Raw genomic sequence first — 26936 nt, 5'->3', positions numbered from 1 at the left:
GCCGTGACACCGGCCTCGACCGCCGTACCACCGGCCCCGGCAACGGCCCACGACCCGCCCGTGGGAGAGTCATGGGCCGTCCGGTGCGCCGGTGGTACGGGACGGGCGGTGCCCGGCGTCGCGCGGCGGGACTTCCAGCACGTGTTCCAGATCTCGCAGACCATGGCCGGAGGGCCGATGAACAGCACCGAACCCGACGTGAGCGTAATCATCGGGGCATACAACGCCATGCCCTATCTGGTGCGCTGCCTGGAGTCCGTCGAAGCGCAGACGCTCGGTGCCGAACGGATGGAGATCGTCGCCGTCGACGACGGCTCCACGGACGGCACGGGGGAATACCTGGAGGAGTTCGCCGCCAGGACGAGCATCCCCACGCGCGTCGTCCGGCAGGCCAACTCGGGCGGCCCCAGCGGCCCGCGCAACACCGGCCTCGGGCTCGCACGCGGACGTTATGTCTTCTTCCTCGACGCCGACGACTACTTCGGCGACGAGGCCCTGGAGCGGATGGTCGCGATGGGCGACCGGGCCCGCACGGACGTGGTGCTCGGCAAGATCGAGGGTGTCAACAGGGGCGCGGCCAAGTCGATGTGGAAGGAGACCGTCGAGCGCGCCGACCTCTACACCTCCAACATCAAGTTCACCCTGAGCGCCCAGAAGCTCTTCCGCCGCGAGCTGCTCGTACGCCTCGGGATGTCCTTCGACGAGGGGCTGAGGACGGGCGAGGACGCCCTCTTCACCATGGAGGCGTATCTGCGGGGCGACGGCGTCTCCGTCGTCGCCGACTACACCTGCTACTACCTGGTCGGCCGGGACGACGGCAAGCACGTGACCAAGAGCGGCAGTTGGACCCTGCGCTTCGACTCCGCGCGGGCGCTGACGGGGCTGATCGCCGAGTACGTGCCGCCGGGCGCCAAGCGGGACCAGCTGATGGTCCGTCCCTTCGCGATCACGCTGCTGCCGCAGTTCGGGCCCGCGCTGCTGCGGGCGACGCCGGAGGTGCGGGAACAGAAGCTGGAGCTGGCCGCGCCGCTGATGGCGGCGTACTGGACGCCCGGTCTCGCCCGCCGCTTCAAGGTGCACGAACGGCTGCGGCTGGCCGCGCTGGCGGAGGGGCGGCTCGATCTGGTGCTGGACGTCCTGGAGTTCATGGCGGCGAAGAAGGTCCCCGAGGTCGTCGCCCGGCAGCGCCCGGACCGGCTCCACCTCGCGTATCCGCACTTCGGCGACGGCACCGGGCTGCCCGACGCGGCGTACGAGGTGACCGTGACCGAGACGATCGGCGGCGAACGCGTCGCACCCCCACGACCCCGGAAGCCCGCCGGTTCGCCCGCGCGGCGCCTGGTGGGCAAGGCCCGCAGGGCGGTGCGGGCGGCGCTGCGCGCACCACGGCGGAACCGGGCCTGAGCCCGGCGCGGGCCGGCTCAGAGCCGGGCTCAGGCCGGGCTTCGGGCCGGACGCGCAGCACGGCGGAACCAGGCGCGGGCCGGGTCCGCGCCGGGCATGGACCACGGCGGACCGGGCGCGGACCGGGCATGGATCACGGCGGACCGGGCGGGGACCGGGTCCGAATCCCGCTCTGAGCCGGGCGTAGGCCGGGTGTGGGCGGACCAGGCGTGGACCGCGTTCGGGCGGGCGGGTCCGGGGCCCCGGACGCGTCCCGCAGACCCCGCCGGGCACCGGCACGGTCGTCATGGCGTGTCGCGGGGCAACCATGAGAGGTTGTGGATCGTCTTGCGCGTACCCCCACCTCCCGGGGTGCGTCCGCGTTTACTCGGAAAGGCCCTTTCCCCGTGGCGTCCCGCCCCCTCGAAAGCATCCCCGAAGAGCTGAGCCGGCTCATGAGGTTCTTCCCGGAGACGCCGGCCGAGGAGCGTCCCGCGTTCCACGCCGCGGCGAAGGACTTCCTGGAGCGCGCCGATCCGAAGCTCGTGCGGAGGTTTTCGCCACTGGCCCGTGCCAAGTGGCACCTGGCGGCCACCGGGCGCGGGGACGAACTCGTCGAACTGCTGCGCCACGAGCGCGCCAACCCGGGCGTCTTCGCGGTGCGGGGCCTGCGGCGGCCCCGCACCCAACTCCCCGGCGTCGACGGCTCCTCGCTGCCTCCGGCGGTGCGTCACCTGACCCGCGGCGAACTCCCCGTACGCAGCAGACTGACCGAACTGGCCTGGGAGAACGGCCGCCTGACCGCCCGTGGATACGCGTACATCCCCAACGTCCCGTCCGCTACGGGCAGACGGTCGCTGCGGATCGCCGCGCTCCGCCGCCGGGGCACCAAGAGCACCATCCCGCTGAGGCTGCGTACCGTCCTGGAGCCCAGGGCGACCGCCGAGGCGGACGAACACCGCTACGACTGGTCGGGTTTCGAGATATCCGTCGACCCCGCCCGGTTGCGCAGCCGGGGCCGCTGGCAGCCGGGCGAATGGCTGATGGGCATCGGCATCCCCCGTCGGGGCGGGATGTCGGTCGGCGGGGTGATGAAGGGCGACGCCGGTTCGGCGGGACACGGGCAGGTACGGACACTGGCGGACGGCGTCCGGCTGGTCGTGGGCCACGACCGCGGCCGGCTCCTGCTGAGGGTGGACGTCGTTCCGGCCGAGATCGAGTCGCAGGAGGCGGACGGCGACGGCCTCACCGTGACGCTCAGATCGCGGGGCACCGCCGACGACGGGAGGACCCCGACGGCGCTGCGACTCGTCCACGGGGCGACCGGCCGTGAGCCCGCCGGCCGCGAGTCCGCCGGCCGTGGGGCGACCGGCCGTGAGACCGATCATCCGCTGGAGAAGCGCGGGGTCGGCGGGGACGGCTGGGTGCGCTACACCGCGCGTCTTCCCTTCGCGGGGCTGCCCGTCGACGGGGTCGCCGCGGGCCGGGCGAGGACGTTGGGGGCGTTCATCGTCTTCGCCGACGGCACCACGCGCCGCGCGACCGCCGTGGAGGGGCTGCGGCCCCTCGTCCACCCGCTGCCCGGCGGTCAGGAACTCGCCGTGGCCGCCGACGACGAGCGCACCTACGTCCCACGTGTCCGGGTGGTGAGCCCCGTCGTTGACCGGGTCGAGTGGGCCGAGGACGGTGAACTGCTCCTGGCGGGCACATACCCCGCGCCCGGCGGTGGCTCGATGAAACTGATCCTCCGTCACGAACGGCGCGGCGAGGACCTGACCGTGCCGGTCGAGTGCGTCGACGGCCGCTTCACCGCCCGGCTGAGGCCGGACGCCGTACCCGGGTACGGCGGGACGCTTCCCCTGCGCGAGGGGCGCTGGCTGCCGTACTTCCGCCCGCGTGACACCTGGGACCACACCCGCGATGTCCCCATGACCGTCCGCCCCGACCTGACCGGACCGCTCCCTGCGGTCCGGCGGGGCGACCGCCGGACGTACACGGTGGAACGGACCGACCACGACCGGATCTTCATCGAGTCCGGCCCGGTCCTCGGCGCGGACGCCCGGGGCGGGTACCGGCAGCGACGGCTGCGCGAGACCCACACCCGGACGCAGCGGAAGCTTCCGCTGCGCGACACGGTGCTGTACGACAGCTTCGGCGGCAGGCAGTTCTCCGACTCGCCCCGGGCCGTCCACCGGGAACTGGCCCGCCGCCGCGTCGATGTCGAACACCTCGTGGTGGTCCGTGACCAGCAGGTGGAGCTGCCGCCCGGGGTACGCGGAGTCGAGTGGGCGAGCGAGGAGTGGTACGAGGCCCTGGCGCGCAGCCGGTACATCGTCACCAATGACGACCTCGGTGAGTGGTTCGTCCGGAGGGAGGGCCAGATCGTCGTCCAGACCTGGCACGGCGCCCCGCTCACACGCGTCGGCGCCGATCTGCTGGGTACCGAGCGGGCCGACCTCGCCCACATCGCCACACTGGAGGAGCGCTCGCGGCAGTACAGCTTCTTCGTGACGCCCAACGCGTTGAGCACCCCGGTCATGAAGCGCGCGCTGCGGCTGGAGTGCGAGATCCTGGAGGCCGGCTACCCGCGTAACGACGTCTTCCACGCCCACGACCGGGTGCGGACCGCGTCGGCGGTACGGGAACGGCTCGGCATCCCGGAGGGCAGGAAGGTCGTGCTGTACGCGCCGACCTGGCGCCCCGGACGCGGGTCCGCCGACCCGGAGAACCGCACCGCCCCGGCCGAGCGGATCGACGCGGTGGCGGCCCGCGGGGCCCTCGGTGACGACCACGTCCTGCTCCACCGGAGACACCACAAGGAGGTGGGCGGCGTCCCCGGAGCGGGGGACGGATTCGTCTGGGACGTCACGTACTACCCGGACATCGCCGACCTCTATCTGATCACCGACGTGCTCGTCACGGACTACTCCTCCGCGCTGTTCGACTTCGCCCACTCGGGGCGGCCGATGCTGTTCCTGACGTACGACCTGGAGCACCACCGCGACAGTCTGGGCGGCTTCTCCTACGACTTCTTCACCGCCCGCCCCCCGGGTCCGCTGCTCAGGACGTCCGGGGAACTCGTCCGGGCGATCCGGGGCATCGACGCCGTGACGGCGGAACACCGGGAGAACTATGCGCAGTTCAGGGTGGACTTCTGCGAGCCCTCCGACGGCTTCGCCTCCGCCCGGGTGGCCGACCGGATGCTGGACCTGGGCAAGGGCCTGGACTGACGCCGATGGCGGTGCCGGGGCCGGACGTATCTCAGCACTGCGGCCCGGACGTATCTCAGTACCGAGGTCCGGACGTACCTCAGCACCGCGGCCCGGCGCCCGCCGTACGTCCTCTCGCGGCCCCGAGCTGTCGGTCCCGTCCACTTCCGTCCAGTCCCGTCCAGTCCCGTTCCGTCCCGCTGTCCATCGTGCGAAACGGCGGGCGCCGGGAGCGGGCGCTCGCGTACTGTGCTGTGCCGGGGGGATGCCCCGGGCCCCCGGCCCGCGCGACGGGTCCTCAGGCAAGCGCCGGGCGAGCCAGAGTGAGGATGCACGTGTCAGCTGCAAGGCCCGGCGTGACCGACGCCCGCAGGATCGTCGTCAAGGTGGGCTCGTCCTCGCTCACCACCGCGAGCGGCGGACTCGACGCGGACCGCGTCGACGCCCTCGTCGATGTGCTCGCCAAGGTCAGAGGCGGCGGCGAACGCGAGATCGTCCTCGTCTCCAGCGGCGCCATCGCGGCCGGACTCGCCCCGCTCGGACTGCCCCGCCGCCCCAAGGACCTGGCAAGGCAGCAGGCCGCGGCCAGCGTCGGGCAGGGGCTGCTCGTCGCCCGCTACACCGCCTCCTTCGCGCGCTACGGCGTACGCGTCGGCCAGGTGCTGCTCACCAGCGACGACACCAGCCGCCGTGCCCACTACCGCAACGCGTACCGCACCCTCGACCAGCTTCTCGACATGGGCGCCCTTCCCGTCGTCAACGAGAACGACACCGTGGCCACCGACGAGATCCGGTTCGGCGACAACGACCGGCTCGCCGCCCTCGTCGCCCATCTCGTCCGCGCCGACCTGCTCGTCCTGCTGTCCGACGTGGACGGGCTCTACGACGGCGACCCCAGCACCCCCGGCACCACCCGGATCGCGGAGGTCACGGGCCCCGCCGACCTGGCCGGCGTCACCATCGGCAGCGTGGGCAGGGCGGGGGTCGGCACCGGCGGCATGGTCACCAAGGTCGAGGCCGCCCGCATCGCCGCCGCCGCCGGGGTCCCGGTCGTCCTCACCTCCGCGAGCCGGGCCGCCGACGCCCTCGCCGGACGCGACACCGGTACGTACTTCCACCGCACCGGACGCCGGTCCGCCGGCCGGCTCCTCTGGCTGGCCCACGCCTCCACCCCGCAGGGTGCGCTGACCCTCGACGACGGGGCGGTACAGGCCGTCGTCGAGCGCCGCACCTCGCTGCTGCCCGCCGGGATCGCCGCGGTCGAGGGCGAGTTCACCGCGGGCGACCCGGTCGAGCTGCGCGACCTCCGGGGCCGGGCCGTCGCCCGCGGACTCGTCAACTTCGACGCGAAGGAGATCCCGCAACTGCTCGGCCGCTCCACCCACGACCTGGCCCGCGAACTCGGCCCCGCCTACGAACGTGAGGTCGTACACAGGGACGATCTGGTGGTCCTCGGTCCCTGACCGGCCCCTGAAACGGCTGAAAGTCCGGCCAACAGACAGGGACCTTCACCAAAACCGCCCCATGCGCGGCCTCGGGCTGGTCAACTTTGTAGCGGGGACACAACGGGGTACAGCACAGCAACGCATTCACAGGAGGCCGCCGGTGAGACGAGCGCGCCCGGGGGCACCGCCCCGAGGAACGGGTGGCCGAGCCCTGACCAGCGTCGGAGCAGGAGCCGACTTCGACGAGAACGGGACCACTGGGCAGGAGCGGGCAGTGGTGAAGGAGGAGCGCACCCAGTCGAAGCTGTGGCACGTCACCCTCAGCGTCTCGGGCGCCGAGGCCCCGCTGACGGAGATCAGACGCGGCCTCGAACAGCTCGCGCACGACCACCCCTTCCTGCTGACCAGCCGCTACGCCAACGACCACGCGGAGGTCCGCTACTGGGAAGAGGCGCGGGACCTGCACGACGCGGCGGCCGTGGCGCTGCGGCTTTGGGGCGAGCACCGCTCCAGTGCCAGGCTCCCACCCTGGAAGATCGTCGGCCTGGAGGTCATCGACCGGGAGACGTACCACCAGCGCATCGCCGAGGGCTACGGGCCGCCCCCGGCCGCCCCGGTGGGCGTGCACCCGTACTGACCGTGTGCTGACCGTCTACTGACGGCGTACTGACCGCGTTGCTCGGAGCGCGGGACCACGGGCGTACCGACCGGACCGGCCCGCACGGGGCCGGTGTGCGGATGGACTGCCCGACTGGCCGACTGCCCGACTGCCTGCCGGTCCGCCGGTTTCCGGTGACCGGCGGTACCGGCCATGAGGCTGATTCGTACCCGTACCGGGCGCGCCGTGTGAACCGGCTGTGTCGGTCGGCCGAACGCCGTCTCGCATCACGGGATACGTGACGTATGCCCGCAGAGCGCGCACTACTCTGCGGGCATGACCACGCTTTCGCCCTACGACAACATGTCCCCGGTCGCACAGGCCGCCTACCGGGCACGCGCCGCCGCCGCCGACCTCGCGCCGCTGCCGCGTGCGGCGAAGGACGACGCGCTGCTGGCGATCGCGGACGCCCTGGAGGTACGGGCCGGTGAGATCGTCGCGGCCAACGCCGAGGACGTGACGCGCGCCCGCGAGGCCGGGACCGGCGAGTCGATCATCGACCGGCTCACCCTCACCCCCGAGCGCGTCCGTGCCATCGCCGCCGATGTGCGCGACGTGGCGGCTCTGCCCGACCCGGTGGGGGAGGTCGTGCGCGGCTCGACCCTGCCCAACGGCATCGATCTGCGTCAGGTCCGAGTGCCGCTCGGCGTCGTCGGGATCATCTACGAGGCCCGGCCCAATGTGACGGTCGACGCGGCGGCCCTCTGCCTGAAGTCCGGGAACGCCGTGCTGCTGCGCGGTTCCTCCTCCGCGCGTTCCTCGAACACGGCGCTCGTGCGCGTGGTGCGCGACGCCGTCGGCGGCTCCGGCCTCCCCGCCGACGCGGTACAACTGGTGCCGGGCGACAACCGCGACTCGGTACGGGAGCTGATGCGCGCCCGCGGCCTCGTCGACGTACTGATCCCGCGCGGCGGCGCCTCCCTGATCCGCACGGTCGTCGAGGAGTCCACCGTGCCCGTCATCGAGACCGGCACCGGCAACTGCCATGTGTACGTCGACGCCCTGACCGACCTCGACATGGCCGTCGAGATCCTGATCAACTCCAAGGCGCAGCGTCCGAGCGTCTGCAACGCGGCGGAGACCCTGCTGGTCCACCAGGACATCGCCGCGGACTTCCTGCCGCGCGCCCTGGACGCGCTGGCCGGAGCCGGGGTGACGGTGCACGGCGACGAACGGGTGCTGGAGTACGCGGAGGGTTCCAAGGCCACGGTCGTCGCGGCGACGCCGGACGACTGGGAGACCGAGTACCTCTCGTACGACATCGCCGCCGCAGTCGTCGATTCGCTGGACGCGGCCGTCGCGCACATCCGGCTCTGGTCCTCCGGCCACACCGAGGCGATCGTCACCACGTCACAGGCGGCGGCCCGCCGGTTCACCCAATTGGTCGATTCGGCGGCGGTGGCCGTGAACGCGTCCACCCGGTTCACCGACGGCGGCCAGTTCGGCTTCGGCGCAGAGATCGGCATCTCCACGCAGAAGCTGCACGCCCGGGGGCCGATGGGGCTGCCGGAGCTGACCTCGACGAAGTACATCGTGACCGGCGACGGCCACGTCCGCTGACCGACCCCGGACGTCTCCACCCCTGACGTCCCGACCCCGGACGTCCCGACTCTCGACGGCCTGACGCCTGACCATTGGTGTCCCGGCCGCAGACGTCCCGGCCGCAGACGTCCCGGCCGCAGGCGGACCGCTGGGTCCGCCTGCGGCCGACGGTCCGCGAGGAGGTGCGTCGGAGGCCGACCGAACGCCGGTAGGTCGTACACCGGCCATCCGTAGGCGTCCCTCGGCCATTCGAGCGGCCGTTCAGGCGGCCATTCGGGACCAACCGACGACCGCCCGGGGGCGGTCGGTCCGTCGGTCGTCCGGCGCCCGTGCGAGGGGCCCGGCACCCGTGGGCACCCGTGTGGCGGAGCGGTCCCGCACCAGTCCTGGGGCCGCTTCCCCGGGCCGTGCCCAGGCGGACCGTGGGCCCGCGCGGTGGTGCGTTCCGGCCTTCCGGCGGTGGCCGGTCCTGTTCGCCGGACGCGCGGTGTCCCTGCCCAAAACGACCGTCCGGGTCTAGGCTGGAAACGTGCCGGACGACGTGGGGGGCAGGCCGTTCCCGGACGGCTGGGAGCCCGACGACGACCGCGGGGGCGCGGATGAGAACTTCGCCTCCGTGGTGTTCGACGAGGACTTCGTCAAGGCCGCCGAGATCCATGAACCCACCGCGGTGGAGCGGCTTCTGGCCGCCGCCGAGGCCCGCGCCGCCGCCGACGCGGCCAGAGCGCGTTCGGGCCGGGTCCCCGCGGACGACGATCCGTACGATGACGGCTACGGCTCGGAGTACGGCACCTACGGTCGCGACAGCGGCTACGACGACTCCCTGGACCCCGACGACCCCGACGACGGCGGATACGCGTACGGCCCCTACGGGCGGCACGGCGGTGCCCTGCGCCCCTACCGGGGCTCGGCACGCTGGCACCGGCCGGTGGCCTGGCTGCTGGCCCTGGTGATGGGCATCGGGATGGTCGCGCTCGCCTTCACCGCCGTGTACCGGGGCGCCTCGCACAACCGCCAGGACCGGGTGCCGTCACCCACCAGCGGGGTGGGCAGTCCTTCGGGACGCGATGTCTCCCCGGCTCCCACGAACGGCGGTCCGCCGGCGCTCGGCCGGGATGTCGGCCCGCCGGCCTCCCCGTACCGGTCCCGGCCCACGGTTTCGGCCGTTCCCCCCTCCTCGTGACACCGGGCGCCCGGTTTTTGACCGGCGGCTCGGAGTTTACGTTCACCTTCTCCGACCTACTCTGAAGGTATGGAAGGGCGTGGAGACCCACCTGAGGGGACACCCGAGGGGCTCCCCGGCGGCGGTGAGGACGAATACCGTTCCGTCGTCTTCGACGAGTCTTTTGTCCGTGCTGCCCGGCTCCAGGAACTCTCCGCCCAGGAGCGGATGGGTGAACACGCCCAAGCCGTCAGGACCCGCCCGCCGCGCGTGATGCGTGGCGGTTCCAAGGCCGCCATCGTCCTGATGGCGCTGATCCTCCTCGCTTTCGGCACAGCGGTCTTCATGGGATTCCGGCATCCGTACCCGACGTCGTCCGGTCGGCGCGTCGAACCACTGCGGACCACCGTGATTCCTCTCGCTCCCCGGGGCCGGGTGCCCGGTGGCACAGCCGCCCACCTCTTCGCGAGCAGTCCCGCGGGCGGCCACCGGTCGGGAGCCGCGGGTATCAGCCCTCCCGCCGTGACACGGACGAAGAACTTCTCCGAAAGCCAGGTCGTCGCCGCCCTCGACACCGTCAAGCACTATCTGGTGAAGTCCTCGCTCGACCCGGATGTGCTCACCGGCGGAGCGGTGCGTCAGGTGAAGGCACTTCTCGACCCGGACCAGATGGACGAATTCGACCGGAGCGCCGGCGCCTCGGCGGACGGCAGGCACGCCGCGACCGGCTGGCTGGTGAGGTTCGATCCGAAGAGGGTGACCCTCGCCGCCCCGGACATCCGTGTCCAGGGGACCCTCGACTACGCCGAGGAAGGCGCCGACATGCTGGAGGTCGTGTCGGACCACACCTTCACCTACGCCCTGCGCCCCACCACCTCCGGCCCCCGCGAGGCCGACAGCGTCTCCTTGTTCACCGTCCGCCGCGAACTGCACTTCCGGTTCGACCGTGAGGACCTCCGGCTGGGCCGGTTGGAGCTGCGCAGCAGCTATGTACAAGCCGGACCACAGGCGTGCACCGCCGACGAGGCCGACGCCGTCGGGGCACTGCGCCCGCTGCTCGCCGGAGAACGGGCGGCCCCCGGCGGACCGGCGGGCACCGACCCGTACGCCACGGGCCGGCCCGTGGCCGCGCTGTGCGGGACGCTGACGATCAGTCCGCCCGTGGCCCAGAGCCCTCCTCGGGATCAGCTCGCCGCCACGTCCCGTCCGCCTCGTCCGTAGACCCGCTCGTCCCGGACGCGCCGCCACCCTTGGCGCCCGGCGCGCCACCGTCGCCGCCCGTACCACTGCCCTTGCCGCCTGCGGTGCCCGGGTCTGCCTTGGCCGCGCCGTTGCCGCCGCCCCCGGTGAACTTGTCGCGGAGCTTGCCACCGAGGTCGCCCGCACCACCCGCTATGTCACCGACGAGCTTCATCAGGGGGTCCTTGCTGCCGCGCACGGTCTCCGCGTAGTGCGAGGCCGACTCACGTATGGAGTCCGTCACCGAGGTGTCCTTGTCCTCCTCGCGCTTCGGGTAGTGGCCGTCCACGATCCGCTGGTACTCGCGGGTCTCGGACCACTTCTTCAGCTCGGCGGCACGCACCGTGGTGAAGGGGTGCGAGCGGGGCAGCACATTGATGATCTTGAGCACGGAATCGCGCAGGTCGCCGCCCTTCTCGTACTCCTCGGCCTGGGCGAGGAACGCGTCGACGTTCATCTCGTGCAGATGATTGCCGCCGGCGATCTTCATCAGGCCGCGCATCGACGCCCGGAGGTCCTGGCCGACCAGCAGTCCGGCCCGGTCGGCGGACAGCTCCGACTTGCGGAACCACTCCCGCAGCGCCGTCACGATCGCCATGATCGCGACATTGCCGAGCGGAATCCAGGCGACCTTGAGCGCGATACCGGTGAGAAACAGCAGAATCGTGCGGTACACGGCGTGGCCCGAGAGGGCGTGGCCCACCTCGTGGCCGATGACCGCCCGCATCTCCTCCTCGTCGAGGAGCTCCACCAGACCGGTCGTCACCACGATGATCGGCTCGTCGAGGCCGACGCACATGGCGTTCGGCCGCGGGTCCTGAGTGACGTACATCGGCGGGACCTTCTCCAGGTCCAGGATGTAACAGGCGTCCCGCAGCATGTCGTTGAGATGGACGAACTGGGCGTCGCTCACCCGGACGGAGTCCGAGAGGAAGAGCAGTCGCAGACTGCGCTCGGGCAGCAGTCCGCTGAGGGACTTGAAGATGGTGTCGAAACCACTCAGCTTGCGCAGAGCCACCAGGGCCGAGCGGTCCGCCGGGTGTTCGTACGCCCGGGAGGAGATCCCCGGGAAACGCCTGCGCTGTCTGCCCGGCACACCCTCGTGGCCGTCACGCGCGCTGTCGTGGCTGCTGTCGGTCATCAGTCCCCCTGTGTTCGTACGAGACGTCGTCGTCGCCCGTCCCCCTGACAAATTCCAGCCTAGGTGCTGGGGCTACGGTGTGCGGGGGCCTGTGGATAACTCGAAGGAGCGCCCGAAATGCCGCACACGTTCGCACTGATCGCCGCCGCGTCCGACAGTCAGGGGCCGGGCAACACGGTCCGGATCGTCCTGGTCGCCTCGATCGTCGGAGCCGTACTGCTCGGTTGGTTCCTGCTGCGCGGATACCGCAACAACGATGACAACGACTGAGTCGGCGTGAGCGTGCCCGGAGCGCCCGCATACGATGTCCGCGACGACTTGCTTCCGACTCCCGAGCGATAGGTCCCGTCGAAGATGAGCCTCACGAGCACCGCCCACCAGCTGGTCACTCTCGCCTCCGAGGGCGGCGAGCACGGTGGCAACCACGAAAGTCTCAGTCCCTTCGTCACAGGTGGTGGCGCGCTCCTCGTCCTGCTGCTCCTGGTGTGGATCACCACCCGTTTCAACCGCGACCGCTGAGGCCGAGGCGTACAGCTGTGCCAGTAGGCTCTGCACGCATGGGAGAGCAGGAAGTGCCTACCGGCCCCGGCAAACGCCGACTCGGTGTGATGGGCGGGACATTTGACCCGATCCATCATGGACACCTGGTGGCGGCCAGCGAAGTGGCCGCCCAGTTCCACCTCGACGAGGTGATCTTCGTCCCGACCGGGCAGCCGTGGCAGAAGAGCCACAAACAGGTCTCCCCGGCCGAGGACCGCTATCTGATGACGGTCATCGCCACGGCCTCGAACCCTCAGTTCTCGGTCAGCCGCAGCGACATCGACCGTGGCGGACCGACGTACACCATCGATACGCTACGGGACCTGCGCGCGGTCCACGGCGACGCGGACCTCTTCTTCATCACCGGCGCCGACGCTCTCTCGCAGATCCTCACCTGGCGGGACGCGGAGGAACTGTTCTCGCTCTCCCACTTCATCGGAGTGACGCGTCCGGGACACGTGCTCACGGACGACGGGTTGCCGAAGGGCGGCGTCTCGCTCGTGGAGGTGCCGGCGCTCGCGATCTCGTCCACGGACTGCCGTGGGAGAGTCGCGGCGGGGGAGCCGGTCTGGTACCTGGTCCCCGACGGTGTGGTCCGCTACATCGACAAGCGCCAGCTGTACCGCGGCGAATGAGCCACGGAGAGGGGCACCGGTGAACGACCGACAGAACCCGTACGACCCGTACCAACAGCAGCCGCAGGTCATCGGCTACGACGAGTACGGGCAGCCGGTGTACCAGCAGCCGTACGACCCGTACGCGCCCCAGCAGGCCCAGCAGTCTCAGGAGCCCCAGCAGACGGACCAGGGATACGGCTACGACCCGTACGCCCAACAGCAGTACCAGGACCAGCAGCGGCGCCAGGACCAACAGCAGTACCAGGACCAGCAGCCGCAGTCCCAGCAGCCGTACGGCTCCTATGACCCGTACGGCTCGTACGACCCGTACGCACAGCAGGCCCAACAGCCCCAGCACCCCGATTCGTCCCAGCAGGCCCGTCCGGCGGAGCAGTTCCCGCAGGGGCAGGGTTACGGGTACGACGGCTACGGCTACGACAGCGCTCAGCAGCCGTCCACGGTCGACACCGCGCGGCAGTGGGGCGTTCAGCAACAGGCCCCCGTCGCTACACCGGAGCCCGCCGCCCCGCCGTCCCGGCCGACGGCCCCCGAGCCGGAGCCGGAGCCGGAGCTCGAACCGGAGCCGGCCGTGCCCGCGCAGCGCCGTTCCGACCGGGACTACCGCACCGAGCAGTTCTCGTTCATCGAGGAGCCGGACGAGGACTCCGACGACGTCATCGACTGGCTGAAGTTCACCGAGAGCCGCAGTGAGCGGCGCGAGGAGGCCCGGCGGCGCGGCCGCCACCGGATGGTCGCGCTGATCGTGGTGGCCGCCCTGATCGTGGTCGGCGGGGTCGGTTATCTCTGGTCCGCGGGCAAACTCCCCGGGCTCTCCGGTTCGGACGATTCCGCCGCCGAGGCGTCGGGCGCCCAGCAGCGGGACGTCATCGTGGTCCATCTGCACAACACCAAGAAGGGTGGCACCTCCACGGCGCTGCTCGTCGACAACGTGACCACGAAACAGGGCACCACCGTCCTGCTCCCCAACTCGCTCTCCGTCGCCACCGAAGACGGGGCGGCCACCACCCTCGGCAAGTCCGTGGAGGACGACGGCTCCGCCGGCACCCGAGAGGCGATCGACACGCTGCTCGGCACGGAGATCAGCGGTACGTGGCGTCTGGACACCCCGTACCTGGAGAATCTGGTCGAGCTGGTCGGAAACATCGAGGTGGACACCGACATCGACGTCCCCGACGCCAAGCAGGGGGCCTCGCCCCTGGTGCACAAGGGTGAGGCGCAGACGCTGAGCGGTGCGATGGCCGTCGCGTACGCGACGTACCAGGCACCCGGTGAGGCCGAGGCGAAGCAACTGCTGCGGTTCGGACAGGTCATGCGGGGCGTCCTGCGGAAGATCTCGGACGAGCCGAAGGCCGCCACGACCACGGTCGAGTCCCTGGCACAGATCCTCGATCCGTCGCTGCCCGAGAAGGACCTGGGAGCATCCCTGGCCAAGCTGGCGCAGCACGCCAAGGGCGGGGACTACAAGACGGCCGTGCTGCCGGTGCAGCCCGACGGCAGTCTCACCGAACAGGCCACCGAGAGCGTCGTCAAGGACATCCTCGGCGGCACGGTGAAGGCGCCCGACAAGGACGCGCCCGTCAGGGTCGGCGTCAGGAACGCCACCGGGAACAAGGACGGGACGGAGGCGGCCAGGGTCCAGCTGCTCAACGGCGGCTACGCGTTCGTCGACGGCGGAAAGGTCGACGCCGAGGCGGCCTCGGAGATCCTGTACAAGACACCGGAGGACCAGGCCAAGGCCACCGAGGTCGCCAAGACCCTGGGGCTGCCGGTCACCGCGGTGAAGCAGGGCAAGCCCGCCGCGAACGCCGACGTGTCGGTCGTCCTGGGCCAGGATTACAAGATCAAATAATCGCCGTACGGGCTGTCGGCGGTCCGTGAGACCCTAGAGGTCGATCTGACCGCCGACGAAAGCCTGCTTGTGACCGCCACTGACCGCTCCATCGAGCTCATCAACGCCGCCGCTCAGGCGGCTGCCGACCGGCTCGCGCACGACATCATCGCGTACGACGTCAGCGACGTGCTGTCGATCACCGACGCGTTCCTGCTGGCCTCGGCCCCCAACGACCGTCAGGTCAAGTCGATCGTCGACGAGATCGAGGAGCGGCTCCTGAAGGAGCTGGGCGCCAAGCCGGTGCGCCGCGAGGGCGACCGCGACGCCCGCTGGATTCTCCTCGACTACGTCGACATCGTGATCCACGTCCAGCACAGCGAGGAGCGCGTCTTCTACGCGCTGGAGCGTCTGTGGAAGGACTGCCCCGAGATCCCCCTCCCCGAGGACGCCGTCAAGACCCGGGGCAAGGCCGTGGAGCACGCTGAGCTCAACGGCGGCGCGCAAGGTGACCCGCGCTGAACGGCAGCGACAGCGGCAGGGGCCGCAAGATCGTCCTCTGGCGACACGGCCAGACGGCGTGGAACCTGGAGCGCCGTTTTCAGGGCTCCACGGACATCGAGCTGACCGAGACAGGGGTCGGGCAGGCCCGCAGGTCGGCCCGGCTGCTGGCCTCGCTGAAGCCGGACGCGATCGTCGCGTCCGATCTGCGGCGGGCGGCGGCCACGGCCGCCGAACTCGCCGCGATCACCGGTCTCGGCGTGGCACACGACGCGGCTCTGCGCGAGACGTACGCGGGCGCCTGGCAGGGACTCACCCACCAGGAGATCGTCGGGCGGTTCGGGGAGCAGTACGCGGCCTGGAAGCGCGGCGAGTCCGTGCGTCGCGGGGGCGGCGAGCTGGAGACCGAGGTCGCCGACCGGGCCGCGCCCGTCGTGCTCGAACACGCCGGCAAGCTGCCGGACGGCGGCACGCTCGTCGTCGTCAGTCACGGCGGCACCATCCGCACCACCATCGGCCGACTGCTCGGCCTGGAGTCGCACCACTGGGAGGGTCTGGGCGGGCTCACCAACTGCTGCTGGTCGGTGCTCGGTGAGGGCGCGCGCGGCTGGCGCCTGCTGGAGCACAACGCCGGAACGCTCCCGGAGCCGGTGCTCGGGGACGACGACTAAGGCGGTGTCCGGGGCGGTGCTCGGACAGCCGTCGGCCGGATTTCACTTTCCGGCTGAGCACAGGCTAAAGTTCTTCTTGTTCGCAGCGCGGAAACGCAGGGAAACACAGCGGACAGCGGGGCTATAGCTCAGTTGGTAGAGCGCCTGCATGGCATGCAGGAGGTCAGGAGTTCAATTCTCCTTAGCTCCACGGTCAAGATCCCGTCCCCGGTTGGGGGCGGGATCTTCGTCGTTCCGTCGTGTCCACCACGGCCCTTCGGCCCGTCGGCCGACGGCCCTCCCACGGCCGTCTTCGCGGACTCCCCGGCGGATGACGCGAGGGGTGCCCCGGCGTGAACGGCCCGGTGGCGTTCGATGGCTGATTCTTCGCCGGGCTGACCCTCTTGCGGGGCCATGGCAGAATCGGACCGCCGGAGGGGGCGACGGACCGAACGGGAGGGAGCGCGCGATGCCTGCGAGTCGCGAAGAGGTCCCGGACCTGCCGCTCGCTCCGGAACACCGCGTTACTCACGAAGATCGCGCCCGCCTCGGTTGCCCCTCCTGCGGTTCGTCCCATGTAGCCCAAGTGCTCGGTGACAACGGCGGAATCTCCTACGTGTGCACGGCCTGCGGCCACAGCTGGAGCTGACTGATGGGTGCACACAGGCGGAAGTGCGACTGGTGCGGCAGTGGTACGCCCATCGTCCGCGACATGGATCCGATCAATCCGGAATATCAGTACTGGTGCGAGGAGTGCGCCCGCGCACTGGTCATAAAGGGCGACCCCATCGAGACGTACCGGGAGCTTGAGGGGGAGCCGATCTACGGGCGGCTGCTGGAGGAGCACTGCACGCTCAAGCGGTTCTACTCCTTCGCCACCGCCTGACCCGGGTACCGCGACGGCCACGGTCAAGCGGGCGATGCCCGGTCATATCGGGACGGGCGGGAAGCGATTTGGCGATCGACCGGGGGAACCGTGTAATGTTCTCGATGTCGCCGAGGGAAACCGGGCGGTACGAAGCACGGGGCTATAGCTCAGTTGGTAGAGCGCCTGCATGGCATGCAGGAGGTCAGGAGTTCAATTCTCCTTAGCTCCACAATCACGAAAGAAGCGGACCGTCCGAATTCGGGCAGTCCGCTTCTTTCGTCCACGTCATCGTTCCTCGTTCATGCCCGCACCTCCCCGACGGCCGGCCTTTCTCCCGTCGGCATCCGGTTCTCGCGGCCCGGTCCCGGCCCGCCGCCCTGGGCCGGACGGCGCCGGAGGCCGTGCGGTACCCTGGCGCCATGCGTGCCGTACGCCTTCTGCTTAGTGAGCCGCGCTGATCAGCACCGACCGGTGACGATGCCTGGTCGGAATCGGCGCGGCGTCCCCTCCTGTGCGAGGGGTTTTTTCGTTTCCGTGAGCGCTGGCAGATGACGATCGATGGAGCTTTGAGGATCATGAGCGAGACGAATTCCGCTTCCGCAGCCGAGACAGCTGCGCCGCACCGCTATACGGCAGCGATGGCCGCCGACATCGAGGCACGCTGGCAGGACTTCTGGGACGCCGAGGGCACCTACGAGGCACCGAATCCGATCGGTGACCTGGCGGACGGCACGGAACTGGCCGCCAGGCCCAAGAAGTTCATCATGGACATGTTCCCGTATCCCTCGGGTTCCGGGCTGCACGTCGGTCACCCGCTCGGCTACATCGCCACCGACGTCTTTGCCCGGCACCAGCGCATGACCGGGCACAACGTCCTGCACACCCTGGGCTTCGACGCCTTCGGTCTGCCCGCCGAGCAGTACGCCGTGCAGACCGGCACGCACCCGCGTGTCTCCACCGAGGCCAACATCGAGAACATCAAGGTCCAGCTGCGCAGGCTCGGGCTGGGGCACGACCGGCGCCGCTCCTTCGCGACCATCGACGCGGACTACTACAAGTGGACCCAGTGGATCTTCCTCCAGATCTTCAACTCCTGGTACGACAAGGAGGCGGACCGGGCCCGTCCGATCGCCGAGCTGGTGGCCCAGTTCGAGAGCGGTGAACGCGCCACTCCGGACGGCCGCCCGTGGAGCGAGCTGAGCACCGCCGAGCGCGCCGACCTCTTGGGCGATCACCGGCTGGCGTACGCCTCCGACGCGCCCGTCAACTGGTCGCCGGGGCTCGGCACCGTGCTGGCCAATGAGGAAGTGACGGCGGACGGCCGTTCCGAGCGCGGCAACTTCCCGGTGTTCAAGGCCAAGCTGCGGCAGTGGAACATGCGTATCACCGCCTACGCCGACCGCCTGCTGAACGACCTGGACACGCTGGACTGGCCCGAGGCCATCAAGCTCCAGCAGCGCAACTGGATCGGCCGCTCCGAGGGAGCGCGTGTCGACTTCCCCGTCGACGGAGCCGGTTCCGTGACCGTCTTCACCACCCGCCAGGACACCCTGTTCGGCGCCACCTACATGGTGCTGGCGCCCGAGCACGAGCTGATCGAACGGATCATTCCGGCCGCCTGGCCCGAGGGCACCCACCCGGTGTGGACCGGCGGACACGCGAGCCCGGCCCAGGCGGTCACCGCCTACCGCAAGCAGGCGGCGGCCAAGTCCGACGTCGAACGGCAGGCCGAGGCCAAGGACAAGACCGGCGTCTTCACCGGCGCGTACGCGACCAACCCGGTCAGCGGCGAGAAGGTGCCCGTCTTCATCGCCGACTACGTCCTGATGGGATACGGCACCGGCGCGATCATGGCCGTGCCGGCGCACGACACGCGCGACTTCGCCTTCGCTCGCGCCTTCGAGCTCCCGATGCGCTGTGTCGTCGAACCGTCGGACGGCCGCGGCACGGACCCCTCGACCTGGGACGACGCCTTCTCCTCGTACGAAGCGAAGCTGGTCAACTCCGCGAACGGCGAGCTCTCGCTGGACGGCCTGGGCGTCGTGGACGCCAAGGCGAAGATCACCGAGTGGCTGCGGGCGCACGGCGTCGGCGAGGGCACCGTCAACTTCCGGCTGCGCGACTGGCTGTTCAGCCGGCAGCGTTACTGGGGCGAGCCGTTCCCGATCGTGTACGACGAGGAGGGCATCGCCCACCCGCTGCCCGAGTCGATGCTGCCGCTGGAACTCCCTGAGGTCGACGACTACTCGCCCCGCACCTTCGACCCGGACGACGCCGACACCCAGCCCGAGACCCCGCTGTCCCGCAACGAGGACTGGGTCAACGTGACGCTGGACCTGGGCGACGGCAACGGCCCGAGGAGGTACCGCCGCGAGACCAACACGATGCCCAACTGGGCCGGGTCCTGCTGGTACGAGCTGCGGTACCTGGACCCCACCAACGACCAGCGGCTGGTCGACCCCGCGATCGAGCAGTACTGGATGGGGCCGCGTGAGGGGCAGCCGACCGGTGGCGTCGACCTGTACGTCGGCGGCGCCGAGCACGCCGTACTGCATCTGCTGTACGCGCGCTTCTGGTCGAAGGTCCTGCACGACCTGGGCCACATCTCGTCCCTGGAGCCGTTCCACAAGCTGTACAACCAGGGCATGATCCAGGCGTTCGTCTACCGCGACAGCCGGGGCATCGCCGTCCCGGCGGCCGAGGTCGAGGAGCGCGACGGCACCTTCCACCACCAGGGCGAGAAGGTCACCCGGGTGCTCGGCAAGATGGGCAAGTCCCTGAAGAACGCCGTGACACCCGACGAGATCTGCCGCGAATTCGGGGCGGACACGCTGCGCCTGTACGAGATGGCGATGGGCCCCCTGGACGTGTCGCGGCCGTGGGACACGCGCGCAGTCGTCGGCCAGTACCGGCTGCTCCAGCGACTGTGGCGCAACGTCGTCGACGAGGTGACCGGTGAGGTCACCGTCGTGGACACGGAGCCCGGCGAGGAGACCCTGCGGGCGCTGCACAAGGCGATCGACGGGGTCGGCCAGGACATGGCCGGGATGCGCTTCAACACGGCCATCGCCAAGGTCACCGAGCTGAACAACCACCTGACCAAGGCGGGCGGCCCGCTGCCCCGGTCCGTGGCCGAGCGGCTGGTGCTGCTGGTGGCGCCGCTGGCTCCGCACATCGCGGAGGAGCTGTGGCGCCGGCTGGGCCACGCCGAATCGGTCGTGCACCAGGACTTCCCGGTCGCCGACCCGGCGTATGTCGTGGACGAGACGGTGACCTGTGTGGTGCAGGTCAAGGGCAAGGTCAAGGCGCGGCTGGAGATCTCGCCCTCGATCGCGGACGCGGAGCTGGAGGCGCTGGCGCTGGCCGACCCCGCGGTGGTCGCGGCGCTCGGCGGGGCCGGCGTGCGCAAGGTGATCGTCCGGGCGCCGAAGCTGGTCAACATCGTCCCGGCCTGACGGGCGGTCCGACGGCCCTGGTCGGAGACGTGGACCGAAGGTCCTGACCGGCAGCGTGAGCCGACAGCCGGGGCCGGTGGGGTGTGAGGGCCATCCCCTACGGGCAGGTTGGGGGTTCCGGGAGGAACCCCCAACCTGCCCGCGCCGTTTACGGTGGAGAGGCCGACATCGGCAGCTGGACCGAACCCGAGGGGCGCTCATGGAAGCCGTGATCCTGATCCTGGCCCTGCTCTTCGTCGCGTTCGTGGCACTCGGCGTGTACGTCAGCGTCAAGGTCATCGGCGCGGCCAAGCGCGGCGTGGACCGCACGATCACGCAGGCACGCCGCACGGTGGAGGACACCACCCTGCGAGCGAAGAGTTACGGACAGACCGGCGTTGCCGGGGAGCTGGCCCAGCTGAGGCTGGCCCTGCGCACGTCGATGCGGGCCACCCAGGACGCGTTGCACGCGGGCGTGGCGGAGGACGCCTCGTTGTCGGAGTCGCTGGGACTGTTCCAGCGGCTCAGCGTGCACGGGCATGAGCTGGACGACGAACTGAAGCGTTTGGAACACGAACCGGACCGGGCGACGGTCCTCTCGTTGCTGCCGGGCATGAGAGAACGCACGGAACGCGTCACGCACTCCGCGGAGGCACTGCGCTGGGCGGCACGCGATCGGGCGCGGCAGTTCGCCGACGACGATCTGGCGGCGCTGAAGGCTCAGATCGACATGGAGGCGGGCGCGCTGCGGCACTGGACGACAGTTGACCAGGACCGGCGTCGGGAACCGGGCCCCGAGCCGGAGGCGCGTTCGGAAGCGGGGCGTGGGCGTACCGGGGCACCGCGCGCGTCGGCGGAGGGGGCGACGGGCGGCCGAAAGGCCGGGGGAGCTGGCGAGAAACGCGCGCCGGACGCCTCGGGAGCCGCGCCGGACGAACGGCGCGGTGCGACCGGGGCCGAGGGTGCGAGCGGTGGCGCGACGGGGAAACCCTGGGGAGAGCCGTCCGCCGACGACGCACCGCAAGCCATCACGGCGGCCGATCCGCGCGGGCGGACCGTGTATCCGTGGCAGAAGACGGCACGCCCGGAGACGACGAACTGACACCGGCCGGTACACGTCCGGCCGGTACACGTCCGGCCGGTACACGTCCGGCCGGTACACGTCCGGCCGGTACACGTCCGGTCGGTACACGTCGGGCCGGTCGGTCCGGCCGGTCGGGTCCGCGCATGTCACCGGCCTGTATCCGGGCACCCTGACAGGACCGGACACGATCACTCCGACCAGGGCCGGACTGCCGTGCCTCCGCCAGGCCGGGTAACCTCCCGCTCATGTCCCGCCATGTCGCTATCGTCACCGATTCAACGGCCTACCTGCCACCCCAGACGATGGAGCGGCATGGCATCACCGCGGTGCCGTTGACCGTCGTCCTCGGTGATCAGGCGCTGGAGGAAGGCACCGAGATCTCGGCACGCTCCCTGGCCCTGGCGCTACAGAAACGCCGTTCCGTGACGACGTCCCGGCCGAGCCCGGAGGTCTTCGCCGCCGCGTACCGGGCCGCGGCCGACGCGGGGGCGACCGCCATCGCTTCGCTGCATCTGTCGGCCGAGTTCTCCGGAACGTACGACGCCGCCGTGCTCGCGGCCAAAGAGGCTCCCGTACCGGTGAGGGTGGTGGACACCGGGGTGGTGGCCATGGCACTGGGATTCTGCGCGCTGGCGGCGGCCGAGACGGCGGAGTCGGGCGGCAGTCTGGACGACGCGGTCGCGGTCGCGGAGAAACGGGCCGCGGGCACCTCCGCGTACTTCTACGTCGACACCCTGGACTATCTGCGCAGGGGTGGCCGTATCGGTGCGGCACAGGCACTGCTGGGGTCCGCGCTCGCGGTGAAGCCGCTGCTCCAACTGGACGGCGGCCGTATCGAACTCCTGGAGAAGGTGCGGACCGCCTCGAAGGCGATCGCCCGCTTGGAGGAGATCGTCGTCGAGCGGGCGGGCACGGGAAGTCTGGACATCGCCGTCCACCACCTGGCAGCGCCGGAGCGGGCCGAGCGGCTGGCGGAGCGATTGCGTGAGCGGGTTCCCGGACTGGTCGATCTGCACGTCAGTGAGGTGGGCGCGGTGATCGGGGCGCACACCGGGCCCGGATTGCTCGGAGCGGTGATCTCGCCGCGTTGATGTGGTGGTGGGGGAAGTTGGGCGCTCACTCCGGAGAGTGACAGAGATATCCACAACTGGTTGGTTATCCACCGGAATTGGGTCTGCTCGGCGGGTTCGGGGAGAGGCGTCTAACGTCATGAAGCATGACTCTTCGATCACACACAGTGACCAATTCTGTCGGGCTTCCCGCGAATGACTGCTCGGCGATGGATCGTCCTGCGACGGACTGCTCGGCGATTGATCGCTCCGCGGATGACCGCCCTGCGATTGATCGCTCTGCGAATGACCAGCTTGGGACGGAGCGTTCCGGGCCCGTCGCTCCAGCTGATCTCCTCGGCTCCTCGCCCGCCGACTTCCCTTCCGCCTCCCTCGATTCCCGGTCCGTCGCTTCCGCGCCCGTCGTCTCCGGTTCGGGCGGCGGCTCGGCGGCGAGCCCATCCCTGGGTGGGCCCCTGCTCATCGAGCGTTCCACGGGCGAGCGTGCCATCGACGGTGGATGGGAAGCCGGACGGGTGGTCCATGCCCGGCGCGCGAGCGCGGGGCCCGGACGCGCCCCGGCGTCGGACGGGCGGACGCGGTACGGCCCCGGCAGGAGACGGGGGACCGGCCGTCGTCGGTCGGCGCACGAGCGGGCGGTCGTGGCGGCGGCGACGCGCCGTCGTGCGGCTGCCCTGCTGGGAAACGGGAGCGGGAGCGGGGACGGGGAGGGTGATGGGAACGGGCACGGACTCGGGGACGGGCGCGGGGGCGGACCTGGGAACGGGAACGGGCGCGGAAAGGACGGCGACGGCGGCAGGAGGGGTCGCCACACCCGCCGCGGGGGTGCGTACGAGGCGTGCTCCACGTGGAGCGGGCCCGGGGCCGGACCGGGGCAGGCTCTGGCGGATCACCTTGAGGATGTGCCCGGGACCGTGGCGGCTGAGCCGGACACGACCTCACGGGGGCGGGCGGCGACCGGGCTGCGCGCGAGGGTGACTCCGGCGTTGCGGGAACGGCTGCCGATGTGGCTCCAGCTCAGATGCGGTCTTGAACCACGTACGCTCGCGGCCCTTGCCGTGGTCCTCGTTGTGGCGGGGATCTTCGCCGCGTCGCACTTCTGGTCCGCGCGGCCCAGGTCCGTACACGCTCCGGAGGCGGTGGCGGAAGGAGCCTCTTCTGCTCCCGCACCGTCACGGTCAGAGGTCTTACCCGCCTCGGACCGCCCGCCGGCGCCTGCCGCCGGAGCACCGCCCTCCGCGGGGCCGGCCGGATACGTCGTCGTCGATGTGAGCGGCAAGGTGCTGAGGCCGGGCGTCCAGCGACTGCCGTCCGGCTCGCGGGTGGAGGACGCGCTGCGCGCTGCGGGGGGAGTGAGGAACGGCACGGATGTGACCGGACTCAACCGCGCACGGCTGTTGTCCGACGGCGAACAGGTGGTGGTGGGTGGCCCGCCCGGGACGCAGCCCGGGGCGCCATCCGGTTTCACCGGGCCCGGCGGCGGCCAGGCGGGTTCGGCGATGACCGGGGGAACGGTGTCGGAGGCGAACCCGATCAGTCTCGGCACAGCGACGATCGAGCAGCTCGACACCCTGCCCGGTGTCGGTCCCGTCCTCGCCCAGCACATCGTCGACTACCGCACACAGCATGGTGGGTTCCGCTCGGTGGACGAGCTCCGTGAGGTCAAGGGGATCGGCGACGGCCGGTTCGCCGACCTCCGGCCTCTGGTGCGGCCATGAGCGGCCAGGACGCCCCCGACGGGGCGGGCCGGCGACCGGGCCCGGCAGACCCGGCGCGGGAGGGTCCGCTCGATCTGCGTCTGGTACCCCCGGCACTGGCGGCCTGGGCCGCCGCGGCCCTGTCCGTCGACGCACCGGGGTCATGGGCGGCGATGGGCGCCGTCATCTGCGTGGCGGTGGCGATGCTCCTGCTGTCCGTGTCGGTGTGGGGCACCTCGATGGACAAGACCGCGAGAACCACCCGTCCGGGACGGCCGCCCCATCTCCTTGCCCCCGTCGGCCCGGGGACGGACGGTCACGTCCGACCGGACGGACCGATCCGGCCGGTGCGCTCGACACGTCGCAGGGGCCGGGACGACTTCGCACCATCCACCGCGGAGGACGACGACACGGCCCGGACGGTGAGGTGGAGGTCGAGGCGTACGGCTGTGGCAGCCGCCTTGCTCTGCGCTTCGGCCGGGGCAACGGTCGGCGGGCTGCACGGCGCCGATGTACGGCAGGGACCGGTGCCCGGCCTGGCCCGGTCGCACGCGCGGGCCGAGGCGGACGTGACGGTCACGTCCGATCCGCGGCAGACCCGCCCGGCGGTCCGTGGTGACCGCAGCACGCCCGTCGCACTCCTCATGAACGCCGAAGTGACCCGGCTGACGGTTCCGGGCGGCTCCACCACCCGCCTCCGCACCCCGGTGCTGGTGATCGTCCAGCCCGGCGCGTCGATGGCGCGGTGGCAGCGGCTGCTGCCGTCCACCCGGCTGCGGATCACGGCCCGGCTCGAACCTCCGGCACATGGCGGGCAACACATCGCCGCGGTCCTGCGGCCCGACGGCAAGGGGCCCCCGCACATCACCGGGCCGCCCACCCTGCTTCAGCGCATGGCGGGAGCGCTGCGGGCCGGGCTGCGGAAGGCGACCGAAGGGCTCGCCCCGGACGCACGGGCGCTGTTGCCCGGTCTCGTCGTCGGTGACACCTCCAGGATCGGACCGGAACTCCAGGACGCCTTCATGGCGACCGACCTCACGCATCTGCTCGCCGTGTCCGGAGCCAACCTCGGCATCCTGCTCGTCCTGCTGATCGGCCCGCCGGGCACCGCCGTCCGGGCCGAACGGCGCGGTCTGGCACCCCGGTTCGGTCTCTCACTGCGGATGACCGCACTGCTCGGCTGCGGGCTCACGCTCGCCTTCGTCCTGGTCTGCCGCCCGGAGCCGAGTGTCCTGCGCGCGGCGGCCTGCGGTCTGGTCACCCTGTTCGCCGTCGGGACCGGGCGCCGCCGATCGCTGATTCCCGCACTGGCGGCGGCAGTCCTGCTGCTGGTGCTGTACGACCCCTGGCTGGCGCGCAGTTACGGTTTTCTGCTTTCCGTACTGGCCACGGGGGCCCTGCTCACCGTTGCTCCGCGCTGGAGCGCGTCGCTGCGGCGCCGCCGGGTACCGCCCAGGCTCGCCGAGGCACTGGCCGCCGCTGCCGCCGCCCAGGCGGTGTGCGCGCCGGTCGTCGTCGTGCTCGCTTCGCGGGTCAGTCTGGTGGCGATCCCGTGCAACCTGCTGGCCGAGTTCGCGGTGGCGCCCGCCACGGTCCTGGGCTTCGCCGCGCTCGCCGTGGCACCGTTCGCGATGCCGGTGGCCCAGTTCCTGGCGTGGGTCGCCGGCTGGCCGGTCGGATGGATCGCGTCCGTCGCCCGCACCGGTGCCGGACTCCCCGGGGCCGCGGCCGGCTGGCCCGGCGGCTGGCGAGGCGCCCTGCTGCTCGCCGCCGTCACGGTCCTCGCGGTGCTGTGCGCCCCTCGCCTCATGCGTCGGCCGTGGGTCTGTTCGGCCATGGCGCTGTTGCTGCTGCTCGCGGTGGTGCGTCCCGCGCCGCTCACCCGCGTGCTGACCGGATGGCCGCCGCCGCACTGGGCGTTCGCGATATGTGACGTCGGGCAGGGTGATGCCCTGGTGCTCGCTGCGGGTGGCGGGGCGGGCATCGTCGTCGACACGGGACCGGAGCCCCGGCTCGTCGACCGTTGCCTGCACGACCTGGGGATCACCCGCGTACCGCTTCTGCTGCTCACCCATTTCCACGCGGACCACGTCCGGGGTCTGCCCGGGGTGTTGCGCGGGAGGGCGGTCGGTCTGATCCAGACGACGAGCCTCGACGAACCCGCGGAGCAGGCCGCCTTCGTACGGCGGACGGCCACCGCCGCGCACATCGCCGTGGTCCGCGCCGCGCACGGCGAACGCCGCCGCCTCGGCTCGCTCGACTGGCAGGTCCTGTGGCCGGGCGACGGCACGGCGGCGGTGCCCGGCCCCGTACCGCACGAGCCGAACGACGCGAGTGTCACCCTCTTCGTCCGGACCGGCCGACTGACCCTGTTGCTCCTCGGCGATCTCGAACCGATGTCCCAGCAAGGGCTGATACGCGCCCATCCGGTGTTGCCCCGGGTGGACGTCCTCAAGGTTGCGCACCACGGTTCGGCCCACCAGGACCCCATGCTGCTGAGCAGTGTCCGCCCGAGGATCGCCCTGGTGAGCGTGGGCAGGGACAACCCGTACGGGCATCCGGCCGCACGGACCGTCCAGGCGCTGAGAGAGAGCGGGGCCGCCGTGCTGCGTACGGACACCGACGGCGCGATCGCCGTGACGGGCGACGGTCCCGGGCTGCGGGCTACGGGGCGCCGATGAAGCCGAGCCCCGAACCGGAGACGGGAGACCCCGATAGGAGAAATGCCGGAGGGGAGAAAACCCCGACAGGAGAGAAGCCGGGCGGGAGGAAACCCGACAGCGGAGAACCTGGACAGGAGAGCCAGGGAAGGACAGGTCGGGACACAGGAAGGATTAGGGAGGGCAG

The 26936-nt window shown here is 71.1% G+C and carries 21 protein-coding genes and 2 tRNA genes; 22 read left to right on the top strand and 1 reads right to left on the bottom strand.

Features of this window, described 5'->3' with window-relative positions; genetic code table 11:
- Positions 1-177 precede the first annotated feature (177 nt).
- The 7 genes from PZB75_RS08080 (at position 178) to PZB75_RS08050 (ending at position 10620) form a co-directional block, all read left to right on the top strand.
- Positions 178-1404, top strand: coding sequence for a glycosyltransferase family 2 protein (locus PZB75_RS08080; RefSeq protein ID WP_275538632.1), 1227 nt, complete (start codon positions 178-180; stop codon positions 1402-1404).
- Between the two features lie 434 nt (positions 1405-1838).
- Positions 1839-4613 (top strand): CDP-glycerol glycerophosphotransferase family protein, encoded by a 2775-nt coding sequence (locus PZB75_RS08075; RefSeq protein WP_275538631.1) that lies wholly within the window; start codon positions 1839-1841, stop codon positions 4611-4613.
- A 335-nt stretch (positions 4614-4948) separates the two neighbouring features.
- On the top strand, positions 4949-6055 hold the full coding sequence (gene proB / locus PZB75_RS08070; RefSeq protein ID WP_275538630.1) for a glutamate 5-kinase: 1107 nt from the start codon (positions 4949-4951) through the stop codon (positions 6053-6055).
- Between the two features lie 142 nt (positions 6056-6197).
- Entirely contained in the window at positions 6198-6674 is a 477-nt protein-coding gene (locus PZB75_RS08065) for a hypothetical protein (protein WP_275534610.1), read from the top strand.
- Positions 6675-6971: 297 nt separating this feature from the next.
- Positions 6972-8255, top strand: coding sequence for a glutamate-5-semialdehyde dehydrogenase (locus PZB75_RS08060; RefSeq protein WP_275534609.1), 1284 nt, complete (start codon positions 6972-6974; stop codon positions 8253-8255).
- 511 nt (positions 8256-8766) lie between these two features.
- Positions 8767-9420 carry a hypothetical protein gene (locus PZB75_RS08055; protein WP_275534608.1) on the top strand — a complete coding sequence of 218 codons (654 nt, stop codon included), beginning with the start codon at positions 8767-8769 and terminating at the stop codon, positions 9418-9420.
- 69 nt (positions 9421-9489) lie between these two features.
- Complete coding sequence (locus tag PZB75_RS08050; RefSeq protein WP_275534607.1) at positions 9490-10620, top strand: hypothetical protein; 1131 nt, start codon at positions 9490-9492, stop codon at positions 10618-10620.
- Here PZB75_RS08050 and PZB75_RS08045 read toward each other — a convergent pair.
- Positions 10550-11779, bottom strand: coding sequence for a M48 family metallopeptidase (locus PZB75_RS08045; RefSeq protein ID WP_275534606.1), 1230 nt, complete (start codon positions 11777-11779; stop codon positions 10550-10552). The genes PZB75_RS08050 and PZB75_RS08045 overlap by 71 nt on opposite strands.
- Positions 11780-11896: 117 nt before the next feature.
- Here PZB75_RS08045 and PZB75_RS08040 point away from each other — a divergent pair, with 117 nt between their 5' ends.
- The 15 genes from PZB75_RS08040 (at position 11897) to PZB75_RS07970 (ending at position 26770) form a co-directional block, all read left to right on the top strand.
- On the top strand, positions 11897-12049 hold the full coding sequence (locus PZB75_RS08040; RefSeq protein WP_275534605.1) for a hypothetical protein: 153 nt from the start codon (positions 11897-11899) through the stop codon (positions 12047-12049).
- A gap of 84 nt (positions 12050-12133) precedes the next feature.
- A complete protein-coding gene (locus PZB75_RS08035; RefSeq protein WP_275534604.1) occupies positions 12134-12298 on the top strand; it encodes a hypothetical protein in 165 nt (54 codons plus the stop codon).
- 38 nt (positions 12299-12336) lie between these two features.
- Positions 12337-12954, top strand: a complete 618-nt coding sequence (gene nadD / locus PZB75_RS08030) for a nicotinate-nucleotide adenylyltransferase (protein ID WP_275534603.1) — start codon at positions 12337-12339, stop codon at positions 12952-12954.
- A gap of 19 nt (positions 12955-12973) precedes the next feature.
- A complete protein-coding gene (locus PZB75_RS08025; RefSeq protein WP_275534602.1) occupies positions 12974-14806 on the top strand; it encodes an LCP family protein in 1833 nt (610 codons plus the stop codon).
- Between the two features lie 69 nt (positions 14807-14875).
- Positions 14876-15307: a ribosome silencing factor gene (gene rsfS / locus PZB75_RS08020; RefSeq protein WP_275534601.1), complete on the top strand. Its 432-nt coding sequence runs from the start codon at positions 14876-14878 to the stop codon at positions 15305-15307.
- On the top strand, positions 15304-15957 hold the full coding sequence (locus PZB75_RS08015; protein ID WP_275538629.1) for a histidine phosphatase family protein: 654 nt from the start codon (positions 15304-15306) through the stop codon (positions 15955-15957). The genes rsfS and PZB75_RS08015 overlap by 4 nt, the downstream gene beginning before the upstream one ends.
- Positions 15958-16074: 117 nt before the next feature.
- Positions 16075-16147, top strand: a tRNA-Ala gene (locus tag PZB75_RS08010).
- 258 nt (positions 16148-16405) lie between these two features.
- Positions 16406-16585 carry a hypothetical protein gene (locus PZB75_RS08005; protein WP_275534600.1) on the top strand — a complete coding sequence of 60 codons (180 nt, stop codon included), beginning with the start codon at positions 16406-16408 and terminating at the stop codon, positions 16583-16585.
- A gap of 3 nt (positions 16586-16588) precedes the next feature.
- The gene (locus PZB75_RS08000; RefSeq protein ID WP_093897076.1) at positions 16589-16822 is read left to right on the top strand and encodes a hypothetical protein; all 234 of its coding nucleotides are present in this window, start codon (positions 16589-16591) and stop codon (positions 16820-16822) included.
- A 138-nt stretch (positions 16823-16960) separates the two neighbouring features.
- A tRNA-Ala gene (locus PZB75_RS07995) sits at positions 16961-17033 on the top strand.
- Between the two features lie 346 nt (positions 17034-17379).
- The gene (gene leuS, locus PZB75_RS07990) at positions 17380-20259 is read left to right on the top strand and encodes a leucine--tRNA ligase (protein WP_275534599.1); all 2880 of its coding nucleotides are present in this window, start codon (positions 17380-17382) and stop codon (positions 20257-20259) included.
- 199 nt (positions 20260-20458) lie between these two features.
- Positions 20459-21340 carry a hypothetical protein gene (locus tag PZB75_RS07985; protein WP_275534598.1) on the top strand — a complete coding sequence of 294 codons (882 nt, stop codon included), beginning with the start codon at positions 20459-20461 and terminating at the stop codon, positions 21338-21340.
- A 227-nt stretch (positions 21341-21567) separates the two neighbouring features.
- On the top strand, positions 21568-22413 hold the full coding sequence (locus tag PZB75_RS07980) for a DegV family protein (protein WP_275534597.1): 846 nt from the start codon (positions 21568-21570) through the stop codon (positions 22411-22413).
- A gap of 1247 nt (positions 22414-23660) precedes the next feature.
- Positions 23661-24110, top strand: coding sequence for a ComEA family DNA-binding protein (locus PZB75_RS32025; protein ID WP_343286220.1), 450 nt, complete (start codon positions 23661-23663; stop codon positions 24108-24110).
- A complete protein-coding gene (locus tag PZB75_RS07970) occupies positions 24107-26770 on the top strand; it encodes a ComEC/Rec2 family competence protein (RefSeq protein ID WP_275534595.1) in 2664 nt (887 codons plus the stop codon). The genes PZB75_RS32025 and PZB75_RS07970 overlap by 4 nt, the downstream gene beginning before the upstream one ends.
- Positions 26771-26936: the final 166 nt, after the last annotated feature.

Origin of the sequence: Streptomyces sp. AM 4-1-1 (assembly GCF_029167625.1) — a bacterium.
Lineage (GTDB): Bacteria > Actinomycetota > Actinomycetes > Streptomycetales > Streptomycetaceae > Streptomyces.
This window is presented reverse-complemented; position numbering and strand designations above follow the sequence as displayed.